Source organism: Thermosynechococcus sp. M98_K2018_005 (genome assembly GCF_015295825.1).
Classification (GTDB): domain Bacteria; phylum Cyanobacteriota; class Cyanobacteriia; order Thermosynechococcales; family Thermosynechococcaceae; genus Thermosynechococcus.
In genome coordinates, this window is record NZ_DVEH01000037.1 from 16,442 (window position 1) to 27,643 (window position 11,202).

Genomic DNA, 11,202 nt, shown 5'->3' on the forward strand with positions numbered 1-11,202 from the left:
GGGGGGATACTGCTCTTTTCATAGGGATGGAAGATAGGGTTCAATCACCATAGAAAAGGGTTGTCATTATGAGTGGGGCTGTCTCCCTTGAAGTGTTCGTAGATTGGGTAAAACCGATATGAAAGCAATGATCTTGGCGGCTGGAAAAGGCACGCGGGTACGCCCGATTACATACACTATTCCTAAGCCAATGATCCCAATTTTACAAAAGCCCGTGATGGAATTTCTCGTAGAACTCCTCCGCCAGCACGGCTTTACCGAGATTATGGTCAATGTCAGCCACCTCGCCCATGAAATTGAAAGCTACTTTCAGGACGGGCAGCGCTTTGGGGTAGATATTGCCTACTCCTTTGAAGGCTATATTAAAGACGGTGAACTGGTGGGGAAAGCCCTAGGTTCTGCAGGGGGGATCAAGCGAATTCAAGATTTTCACCCCTTTTTTGACGATACGTTTGTTGTCTTGTGCGGCGATGCCCTGATTGACTTGGATTTGACAGCAGCCGTGGCTTGGCACCGCCAAAAGGGGGCGATCGCCACCGTGATTATGAAAACAGTGCCCAAAGAGGATGTCTCGAGCTATGGCGTTGTTGTCACCGATGAGAGCGATCGCATTGTTGCCTTCCAAGAAAAACCCAGTGTCGAAGAAGCCCTAAGCAATAATATCAACACGGGGATTTATATTTTTGAGCCAGAAATTATCGACTATATTCCCTCCAATCAGGAATACGACATTGGCAGTCAGCTTTTCCCGAAACTGGTGGAAATGGGGGCCCCTTTCTATGGGTTGCCGATGGACTTTGAATGGATTGACATTGGTAAAGTCCCCGACTACTGGCAGGCGGTGCGCGGCGTTCTCGACGGTACAATTAAGAATGTTTCGATTCCCGGCCATGAGCAGTTCCCCGGCATTTATACAGGGCTGAATGTGGCGGTTAATTGGGATAAGGTCACAATCCAAGGACCGGTCTACATTGGCGGCATGACGAAGATTGAAGATGGAGCCACCATTATTGGCCCGACAATGATTGGTCCCAATTGCCACATTTGCAGTGGTGCGGTCGTCGATAACTGTGTCATTTTTGAATATTCTCGCCTTGGCTCTGACGTTCGTCTTGTGGATAAGCTGGTCTTTGGTCGCTACTGTGTTGATAAAACAGGTACGACGATTGATCTGAAGGCCGCTGCCCTTGATTGGTTGATTACTGACTCACGGCAAACAGATATCCAGCCAAGTCCCCTGGAATTGAAGGAGATTGTGTCCTAGACCTTGCTCTACACCCATGACATTTGCGAATCAGTTGCAAAGCGGTTTTACCCTTTTTCTGAGCCTACTGGTGGAAGCACTGCCGTTTCTGCTGCTGGGCATTTTGCTCTCTAGCGTGCTGCTGCTGTTTGTCGATGAGCAGGCACTGATTCGTCGCTTACCGCGATCGCCCCTGCTGGGTGCTCTGGTGGGCAGTTGCATCGGTTTTCTTTTTCCAGTGTGTGAGTGTGGCAATGTGCCAGTGGCGCGGCGATTGCTGGTGCAAGGACTGCCGACATCCGTGGCCATTGGTTTTTTGTTGGCGGCACCGACAATCAACCCGATTGTGATTTGGGCCACTTGGACGGCCTTTCGTGATCAACCGGAGATTGTTGTCTTTCGTGTCCTCTTCTCACTGACGATCGCCACCATTATTGGCTGGGTTTTTAGTTTCCAAAAGGATCTAACCCCTTTTTTGCAGCCCACGGTCACCAGCCTGATGCGTCGCCCCCCATCCCAAGCCACTGCTGTTCCTGCCCTGCTCCAGTCGGGCACCTACCTGTTGGGAACCCCCGGCCAACCCCTTGCCATGGAAACCCTCACGCTTGCACCACCTACTGCAACGATTCCTTGGCAGCAGCGTCTGCCCCAAGTCCTAGAGAATGTAGTGCAGGAATTTCGCGAACTGGGGGGAATTTTAGTCCTTGGCAGCCTAGTGGCGACAATGATTCAGGTGGCGGCTCCCCGCGAACTCATCCTCAGCCTTGGCCAAGGGCCGGTGATCTCGATTGTGGCAATGATGATCTTGGGCACAGTGATTTCCATTTGCTCCACTGTTGATGCTTTCTTTGCCCTTGCCTTTGCTGCCACGTTTACGCCGGGGTCAATTCTTGCTTTTCTTGTTCTCGGACCGATGGTCGATCTCAAGGGGCTGGGATTACTGCTGACGATTTTTCGCCCCCGTGCTTTGATCTACATCTTTCTGTTGGTGGCACAATTGACGTTTTCTCTTTGTTTATTTTTGAATTTGCAGTGGAGTTAGCCGTGGTTGTTAAGCCAGAGTGGTTACGGGTCAAAGCCCCCCAGTGGCAGCGAGTCGGTTCGGTCAAGGAACTGTTGCGGGACTTAAACCTCAATACCGTTTGCGAAGAGGCCTCTTGCCCCAATATTGGTGAATGTTTCCATGAGGGAACGGCAACATTTTTAATGATGGGTCCAGCTTGCACCCGAGCTTGCCCCTACTGCGATATTGATTTTGAGAAAAAGCCACTGCCCTTGGATGCCACCGAACCGCAGCGACTGGCAGAAGCGGTGCTGCGAATGCGGCTCAATCACGTTGTCATTACCTCGGTGAATCGGGATGACTTACCTGATGGTGGTGCCTCTCAGTTTGTGGCCACGATTGAGGCCGTGCGGGCGCGATCGCCCCAGACCACCATTGAAGTGCTCATTCCCGATCTCTGTGGCAATTGGCAGGCCTTGGATCACATTCTCGCCGCCAGTCCCGAAGTGCTGAACCACAACACTGAAACCGTGCCGCGTCTCTATCGGCGGGTGCGTCCCCAAGGCAACTATCAGCGCAGTCTGGAACTGCTGCAACGGGTGCGCGATCGCGCCCCTTGGATTTACTCAAAGTCGGGCATCATGGTGGGCTTGGGAGAAACCCCTGAGGAAGTGGCGGCAGTGATGGCGGATCTGCGTCAAGTGGGCTGCGACATTCTCACGATTGGCCAGTATCTCCAGCCGAGTCCGAAACACTTACCCGTGCAGGCTTTTATTCCACCAGAGCAATTTGAAGCCTGGCGGCAGCTTGGCGAATCCATGGGCTTTTTACAGGTGGTCTCCTCTCCCCTTACCCGCAGTTCCTACCATGCCGAGCAGGTGCGTGCCCTGATGCAACAGTATCCCCGCCAGCGTCCTGTAACCAACCCCTTCGGATAGATTTATTGCAATTTAATCGCAACTAAGTTAGGCTAAGCAGTAGGAAAAATCCGCATTAAAAAACCCCCTTAGGGGGGGCATTCTGTGAACAACTGTTATCTTGCGTCTCTTGTGTTAGGGTTCGTTAACCAAAATGGCGAAAGACTACGCCTTCAGGCTGTCGTCGGCCAAAAAGTGAGCGATGTGATAGGCACGCTCCTCCGTTTTCAGCAGGATTTGGTCGTACAGATATGCCGTGGCGCGATCGCCCAAACTCTCTGCCTGGGTAGCCTGTTGCCGCAGAATCCCAATAATTGCCTGCTCTGCTTGCAAATCATTGCTGAGCATTTGCCGGCAGTGAAAAGCCCCCTCGGGTTCAGGGGTAAAGCAGCAAAGAGCCGCCAACTGTTGAAAACTCGCCACAGGCACGCCCCCCAGACCATTCAGACGTTCACCCAAGTCATGGACGTGACCTTGCACCTGTTCATAGCAGTCTCGGAAAAACTGATGCAGCGGATAAAATTCTGCCCCCTCAACCACAAAATGATGCTTTTGGTACTGCAAATACAGGGCTTGAAAACTGGCCAAGAGGCGATTCATCCCCTCACAAACTGGGGTGGTGGTGGCCTTCTCCAGCAACACAACCGTGTCACCCATCTCGCCAAACGCTTGGCGTGGCAATGCACTGGTCGTCATAGCACGATGCTCCTTTACGGACACTAGTGAGCTAACTAACTTAGCTCTGACAGCCCGATCCTAAACTACCTTTCTGTACATTTTCAATAATGGAGTGCTTATTGAATGTCCATAAATCCCCAGATTATTGCAGTTCAGTGGCAATTACGCTGGCCGATCTACCAACGGCTAGTTGAGCTAGAGGTGCCCTGTGATTATGCTCCCTACCAACCCCTGAGGGTCGAGGTCAACTCCCCCCTAGCGGCACTGCAGGTGTGGTCAGTGGTACGCCAAGTCTCTGCCCCTCGGGAGACCTTGATAGACTGGCTCGAACACTGTTGGCAGTCCTCTTTGACGACCTTGAGTGCGTATCACAATTCTGCTGAGTCTTAGGGGAATGTACAACCCACAGGCGGTGCCGCATTGAATGTAGCAGTCGTAATGTTAGTGACTGTTCCTGCGCCAGTTGTGCTAATAGTAACCCCACCGTTGTTAAGGCTAAGATTCGGTCTATCAACAATTCGGAAGGTGACAGGAACATTTTGGGGCTGTAAACGGAAACCCGCCCCACTCGTTTGCACATTACCAAAGACATTGCTGCACAGGGTTGCACTATTATCAGCGCGCAATTCTAGGCTGCGCGTGGCAGGATTCGCTTGAGTGAGGGTGTTGCTGTTGACCGTGGCATTGAGGCGAGAAGTATTCTGAGCACGCAAGCGCACTGCTTCACCACCAGCTGTTGTTTGCACAGTATTGTTGCTAACTGCAAGTTGCAACTGAGCATTATTCGTCGTGTCAATTTCAATCCCGCGATCGCTAATGCCATTAAGTTGATTCCCCACAATTGTGACTCTTGCAGGCGCTGGACTTGCAGCCGTTGTTGTGAACTCGATGTCAATGCCATCGTGATTGTTACTGATGTTTTGGATGACATTGTTTTCAATGTTCAGCACCACTTGTCCTGCACTGTTGGACTCCAGCGTGATGGCATCATCATTGAGGATGTTGCGGATTTGATTATTGCGAATTGTAATGTTTGCAGTGGGATTGGCAACTGGAGCGGCACTGCTCACAATATCAAACGTGATCCCCGCATCAGAAATATTGTTAACCACATTATTTTCTAGAACGGCTGTGAGGTTAGCGCCATCGCCAATATTGAAATCAATACCATCACTACCGTCAGTGCCCGTGCCAATGTTGCGAACCTGATTATTCCGAACCGTTACCGTTGCACTTGCAGGGGCAGCACAATTGGCAAACTGGTTATCAGTGAAGCGATCGGGCGGGGCAAAGCTATCTCCACGGCAGAGGTTAAATTCGATACCATCAACGCGATTCCCTGGGGTCAGGTTGTTTTCAGTCACATTATTTTCAATGGTGATGTTGGCGTTGCCGCGATTGTTGCGGATGAAGATACTGGCTTCGAGATTCGTATCTGTTGTCGTTTGGCCAACATCACGGACAGTGTTGCCACGAATGGTTACATTGCCAAGGGCATTATCTAAGCCAATTCCCTCACCAGTACCACCATTAACAGTGTTATTTTCAATCGTCGCGTTGGTGCTTTCAGTAATGCTGATGCCACGGCGGTTAAAGGCAGGGCCAACTGTGCTCGTAATTGTAACGGTGTTATTGCGGACGACAGGGGATTCAGCATTGACTAAAATGATGCCACTGCCATTGGTACTCGTAATTTGGTTATTTGTAATTTGTACACCAGTACTATCCGTTATACTGATGCCGTTGGCATTGATGGTTGTAATTTGATTGTTGAGAATACGCGGTGGATTGACGTTATTACCAATAATCGCAGGCTGGCCAGCAGCGGGTCTAATATCAAGGCCATCAATTGTGTTATTCCTAGCTAAAACAATAGTACCAGCGATAATAGGCTTTTGGCTACTGGGTGTCAGCGCTGGAATAGTAATGACTCCTACTGTACTTGGTAGTTGCCGATCAACAGTTGTCGAAAGGAGTTGGACGCCATCTCGGAGATTAATTGTGCCCTGACCTCCGGTATTGCCACCGGTGTCAGCAACACCAACTAAGACAATATCGTTTTGAGCAAGGGGTAAATCATTAATACGAGCCGCGCTGCCAGCCCCGGTATCAACTGTGAAAACGCGATAAGTTTGGCCTGTAGCAGGGTTAATTGCCGCAATTTGATCCTCAACAAGTTCGTTATCAACTGTAATAAAGCCGAGACGCTCCGGAGATTCACCTAGACGGGCTGCTACATTTTGCGCCTGTTCCGGAGCACGGCGGCGACTGCCTGGGACACCGGGAAAAGAAACCCCAATTCCAAACCAAGCTTTCGTGCCAAAGCGATCATCATTTTGCACTGTTGCACTAAGGCTGAGGTACTCAATGGGGCGGGTAGCTAAACGGGCACGGACGCCAACAAAATCAGGAATACTCTCACCGCTGTAGTAGTATAAACCTGCGTAACCTCGCAGATAGTCTTTACCTAATGGAACCAATCGGGTTCCCACTTCAAAGTCAAAACCCGTAAGCGCTTCTTGGAAAAGGCGATCGCGATCAAGAAGAATCTGGTTGTTTTGAATGGTGCCGATTGAACCGACTGCTTCATTGAGAAGGACTTGCCGAGTTCCTAGGGGGATATAGCCGTTTATACGGACATCAACATCTCCCAAGAGTTCCAGACCAAGCCCAAGCTGGTTAAAACCTGCATCTCCTGTGTTGCGAAAATCGTAGGATAGGTAGCCACCAAGGGCAAATCTCTGATTGCCTGTTAGGGCACGGTAGCCAAGGGTCAAATTGTACCCCAAGGCTGTATTGGCCGTGGCCATGAAAAGTTTGCCTTCAAAGAAGCCAACGCTGGCACCCTGCTGTTGAAAGAACGGAATAAATGTTTCTGCACTGAGGTAGTTACCAAAACCGGCGCCTTCACTATTGAAGCGAATCGTTCCGCGGGGCTGGATTCGAGGCCCTAAAATTTCCTCTGCTGACGACTGGCCAACGGCTGCGTTGTTCAATCCCAAAATGACGCCCAACCCAACTAGGCAGCTCCCTAGCAGCTTCCCCGAAGAACGCATAGACACTCCTCAACACACAGTACAGCAGTCACACCTCACCTGTAACTGCTTTTTATTCCTCAATAAAGATATTGGCTTGTATTTAAGTAGTGATAAAGAGCTGTTTAGCTGAACGTTAAGGAATGAAACGCAACAGTCGGCCATTTTGGGCATCGTCGGTGAGAACGTATAGATAACCATCAGGACCTTGGCGCACGTCCCGTACCCGCTGACCTATCGGAATGCGTCCTTGGCTTGCAACAGCATTGTTGGTATTGACTTGAATTTTGCGCACATCTTGAGAGACGAGACCAGCGGCAAAAAGGGCACCTTGCCACTGGGGAGCGCGATCGCCCCGATAAACTGCTAGACCCGAAGGCGCAATGGCCGGTGTCCACACCACCAAAGGATCCACCATCCCGGGACGGCGCCGCTCTGGGGTAATTTCTGCCCCCCAATACTCACGGCTATAGGTGACCACTGGCCAGCCGTAGTTGGCACCGGGCTCAATGCGATTGAGTTCATCGCCACCAAGGGCGCCATGCTCCGTTGACCACACCGTTTCTGTGACTGGATCAACCACGAGTCCTTGAATATTACGGTGGCCGTAGCTCCACAGTTCGGGGGTGGCGGTGGCGTCGCCCACAAAGGGATTGTCCTCTGGCACAGTGCCATCGTCCCGCAGGCGAATAATTTTGCCCAAATGACTGCGGCGGTTTTGGGCTTGCTCGCGAATTAATTTGCCCTCCAGTTCAATTGGGGGATTGCCGCCATCACCAATGGCCATGAGCAATGTGCCGTCGGGCAGCCAAGCCAAGCGGGAGCCAAAGTGCTGTCCCCCAGTTTTCGCTTGCGAGACTTCAAAGAGAACTGTCACATCTTCAAGGCGATCGCCCACCAGACGCCCCCGTGCTAGGCGAGTACGATTCGCGGCTGCCGTGCCATGGGCATAGGTAAGATAAACCCAATTATTTTCGACAAAGCGGGGGTGAAGGGCGACATCCAATAGGCCCCCTTGGCCTTGGGCAAAGACCGGCGGCACGCCACGAATGGGGGCTTCTAAACGCCCTTGGTGAAATCGCCGCAACCGGCCGGGGCGCTCAGTAATCAATGCACTACCATCCGGTAGCCAAGTTACTGCCCAAGGATGCTCTAACCCTTCGACAACGGTTTCAATGCGTACCGCCAGTGTTGGTGGTGGCTGCGATTCTAACAGGGGTTCAGAGGGTGATAAAGGTAAAGGGGTATCCGACTGCGCAATAGGACTACAGCCTAGGAATACCCCGATCGCCCCCATGAGGGAGAGTAATTTGACAAATGGATAACTAGGCAATGGGTGTCACATCTTCAGAACGCTCTGCACCTTCAGACTCCGGCAAGACCACCGGCAGTTCCAAAGAGGCAGCACCAGAAGCAGGGGTCGGGGCATCAGTTTGCTGCCGCCGTTGCCAGAGGGTCACCCCCACTGCCGCTGCTGTAATTGCACCTGCACCTACTCCAAGGGCGATCGGCAACTTGCTACTATCGAACAATGAGGAATTGCTCAAACTTTGACTCACTCCTTTGGCATAGGCACAGGCTTGGGCAGAACTGGGTTGCGGCATGGCCACCAAAGTGGCAGACAGACCGACAGTCAGGGCAATGAGGGGACGCAACATAAACGACTCCTTAACGAATGTATTCTTTGAGGACACTGTTGCGGTTGGGATGGCGCAGTTTCCGCAGGGCCTTGGCCTCAATTTGGCGAATGCGCTCACGGGTGACGTTAAAGAGTTGACCAATTTCCTCCAACGTTTTCATGCGACCATCATCCAAGCCATACCGCAGTTTTAACACATCTCGCTCGCGGGGGCTAAGGGTGCACAATACCGTTTCTAAGTCTTCGCGCAGCAGGTGCTTCGACACTTGATCTTCAGGGGTTTCACCCTCGGATTCAATAAAGTCCCCCAGACGGGAATCCTCTTCTTTGCCGATGGGGGTTTCGAGGGAGATGGGGAGTTGTGCCGATTTAGCAATGAAGCGCAGTTTTTCAATTGTCATTTCCATGCGATCGGCAATTTCCTCTTCGGTGGGTTTGCGCCCCATTTCTTGGGAGAGGAGTTTAGTGGTTTTCTTAATCCGCGAAATGGTTTCGTACAGGTGCACGGGCAGACGAATGGTGCGGGATTGATCGGCAATGGCGCGGGTAATCGCTTGGCGAATCCACCATGTGGCGTAGGTGGAAAATTTATAGCCCTTTTCGTGGTCAAATTTCTCGGCAGCGCGGATTAGCCCTAGGCTGCCCTCTTGAATCAAGTCCTGAAAGGAGAGCCCCCGGTTCATGTATTTTTTGGCGATCGACACCACCAGTCGCAGGTTTGACTGCACCATTTTTTCCTTGGCTTTGCGACCAACAAAGAGACGATGGCGAAATGCCTGCACCGTCATCCCCAGTTCCTCCGCCCAGGGTTCAGGGTTGCGCTCTAGTTCTTCAGGGGTACAGCCCAGTTGTTCGCACAGGCGATCGCGCACTCGCTCCATTTCTAGAAGATCGGCAATTTTGCGCGCCAGTTCAATTTCCTCGTCGGCACGCAACAGACGAATGCGGCCAATTTCTTGCAAATAGAGGCGAATCGAGTCCTCAGTGTAATGTTTCTTCTTGACCTGTGTCCGTCGTCGGCTGGCACGACCTTTTGTGAGCTTGCCGTCAAGATCATCACTGACCTCCTCAAAGTCTTCGCTCTCCTCTTCCTCGATCTCTACCGCATCAAGGCTATAGTCACTGAGCAGAGCCACCTCGTCTTCAAGGGGGGCTGTTGCAGGGTCGTAAACGTCAAGTACATTCGCTTGGGTCATGCCGTTGTCCTCGTAAAATCTCCCTAAATGTGTATTTTCAGTGTGTTGCCGGCAACCGTTGCCTTTGGTGACGCCAAAATCGTCAGCCACATTTCAATCATGGAATGCAGCTAAGGAAAGCGGTTGGACGGGGGAATAGGCTCTAGATTCCACATTCTCAGGATCTCTGCCGCTGGATTATCTTGAAAAATCTCCTGTGTGACCCACGGGGTCAGGGAGCAGGCAGTAGCGAGCGGTTGAGACTGTGCAGGAATCTTTTGACTAATTTTAACTAAAGCCTCATTGATTGTAGCCTTTCTAACAGAAATCGCCCACAGCAAAGGGATAAATTTTCTAAAATCCCAGGGCTAGCGATCGCTCGCGTCAACAACCGCTAACAAATTCTAATTTGCTGTTCTCAGATAAAATTTTTATCCCTGCTGCGGGAAATTTCTTGCTTCTAGCTTAGCTAATTTATCACCGTTCCGCCGTACCCGTTACCTTTGATCACGAAACGCCCGAATCGTGGCCTGCAGTACCTGAATCCCTCTGACATCACTGCTGTAATAAAACCGCAGGGGAATCACCTGCCCACTTTGTAACTCCAGGGCCAAACGAGCTGATAGTCTGCCCTTCTTACCACGGGAGAGCTGTACGACGACATCCTTGAGGTCATGCCAAGGGAAGGTTTTCTTTTCTGTCCTGAGAAGACTGCTATATTGCAGCGATACCACGCCTGCACTTTTATCAAAAACCAGCACCAGCACCTTGGCTCCGATAAAGATCAGGGGTAAGCCTAGGCCCCAGCCAACAGCTAAGATCAAAAATCCCCACCAGTGATTGTCTTCCACTAATGTCAAAGGGGGATGCTGCGGCTGCTGCAAAAAGCGACGGATGCGTTCAGCAACAGCTTCCCGACTCTGGCGATCGCGGGTAAATTCACCCCAGGCAATGGAGCCCCCGCTGGTTTGTAGGTGCACCTGATAGACAGGGTAGCGCCGTCCGCGACTAGAACGCCACTGCTCGATAATGCCCACCCCTTGGAGCCGATTCAGGGGAATTTGGGTGATCTGTACCCCCGTTGCCCCAGAGCGCACCCAGCGACAGCGACTATCAATAACGCGAACCTCATGGCGGCACACCAGCTCATAGCGAGCTGCAAACCAAATCGGTACAGCAGCGCCAACACAGAAAATGAGACCTGCTAGCCACACCCCCCAAGGGCGACTGCGCAAAATCAGCCGCTGCTGAGATTTCTCGATAATTTCCATGCCCCTATTCTAGGGGGAAGGCAGATGCAATTCAGGTGCCCATGGCAGGTGGTGCGGTTGTCTTTAACCTGCCCGGTGTAGATGAATTGAAGCTACCCCGTGAAGTGTACTGTGGCATTGTTACAGGCAAAATTACCCGCTGGAATGACGCGCAACTCGTGGCTGCTAACCCCGGCAAAACTTTGCCGGACAAACCCATCACGTTTGCTCACCGCTCTAACGGCAGTGGTACCACATTTAT

The 11,202-nt window shown here is 51.6% G+C and carries 10 protein-coding genes and 1 pseudogene; 5 read left to right on the forward strand and 6 right to left on the reverse strand.

What is annotated here, in order from left to right:
- Positions 1-118 precede the first annotated feature (118 nt).
- From IGQ15_RS04815 to lipA, 3 genes are read left to right on the forward strand one after another with little or no spacing between them, the layout of a single operon-like run.
- Positions 119-1,264, forward strand: coding sequence for an NDP-sugar synthase (locus IGQ15_RS04815; protein WP_297049132.1), 1,146 nt, complete (start codon positions 119-121; stop codon positions 1,262-1,264).
- Positions 1,265-1,280: 16 nt separating this feature from the next.
- Positions 1,281-2,285 (forward strand): permease, encoded by a 1,005-nt coding sequence (locus IGQ15_RS04820; RefSeq protein ID WP_297049133.1) that lies wholly within the window; start codon positions 1,281-1,283, stop codon positions 2,283-2,285.
- A gap of 2 nt (positions 2,286-2,287) precedes the next feature.
- Positions 2,288-3,184, forward strand: a complete 897-nt coding sequence (lipA, locus tag IGQ15_RS04825; RefSeq protein WP_297049135.1) for a lipoyl synthase — start codon at positions 2,288-2,290, stop codon at positions 3,182-3,184.
- A 144-nt stretch (positions 3,185-3,328) separates the two neighbouring features.
- On the opposite strand, the gene IGQ15_RS04830 is transcribed toward lipA, so the two are convergent.
- A complete protein-coding gene (locus IGQ15_RS04830; protein ID WP_297049137.1) occupies positions 3,329-3,859 on the reverse strand; it encodes a Dps family protein in 531 nt (176 codons plus the stop codon).
- 105 nt (positions 3,860-3,964) lie between these two features.
- Here IGQ15_RS04830 and IGQ15_RS04835 point away from each other — a divergent pair, with 105 nt between their 5' ends.
- The gene (locus IGQ15_RS04835) at positions 3,965-4,231 is read left to right on the forward strand and encodes an Asr1405/Asl0597 family protein (protein WP_297049139.1); all 267 of its coding nucleotides are present in this window, start codon (positions 3,965-3,967) and stop codon (positions 4,229-4,231) included.
- Here IGQ15_RS04835 and IGQ15_RS04840 read toward each other — a convergent pair.
- The 5 genes from IGQ15_RS04840 to IGQ15_RS04860 all read right to left on the reverse strand — a co-directional run bounded on the left by IGQ15_RS04840 (position 4,228) and on the right by IGQ15_RS04860 (position 10,961).
- Complete coding sequence (locus IGQ15_RS04840; protein WP_297049141.1) at positions 4,228-6,897, reverse strand: right-handed parallel beta-helix repeat-containing protein; 2,670 nt, start codon at positions 6,895-6,897, stop codon at positions 4,228-4,230. The two genes, IGQ15_RS04835 and IGQ15_RS04840, sit on opposite strands and share 4 nt — an antisense overlap.
- A 115-nt stretch (positions 6,898-7,012) precedes the next feature.
- On the reverse strand, positions 7,013-8,173 hold the full coding sequence (locus IGQ15_RS04845) for a PQQ-dependent sugar dehydrogenase (RefSeq protein ID WP_363315789.1): 1,161 nt from the start codon (positions 8,171-8,173) through the stop codon (positions 7,013-7,015).
- A gap of 28 nt (positions 8,174-8,201) precedes the next feature.
- Positions 8,202-8,534, reverse strand: coding sequence for a hypothetical protein (locus IGQ15_RS04850; RefSeq protein WP_297049144.1), 333 nt, complete (start codon positions 8,532-8,534; stop codon positions 8,202-8,204).
- A gap of 10 nt (positions 8,535-8,544) precedes the next feature.
- On the reverse strand, positions 8,545-9,711 hold the full coding sequence (rpoD, locus tag IGQ15_RS04855; RefSeq protein WP_297049146.1) for an RNA polymerase sigma factor RpoD: 1,167 nt from the start codon (positions 9,709-9,711) through the stop codon (positions 8,545-8,547).
- Between the two features lie 476 nt (positions 9,712-10,187).
- Positions 10,188-10,961, reverse strand: a complete 774-nt coding sequence (locus tag IGQ15_RS04860; RefSeq protein WP_297049148.1) for a hypothetical protein — start codon at positions 10,959-10,961, stop codon at positions 10,188-10,190.
- A 23-nt stretch (positions 10,962-10,984) separates the two neighbouring features.
- On the opposite strand from IGQ15_RS04860, the pseudogene IGQ15_RS04865 reads away from it, so the two are divergent.
- Positions 10,985-11,202: pseudogene (locus IGQ15_RS04865) on the forward strand (substrate-binding domain-containing protein); the annotation flags it as partial.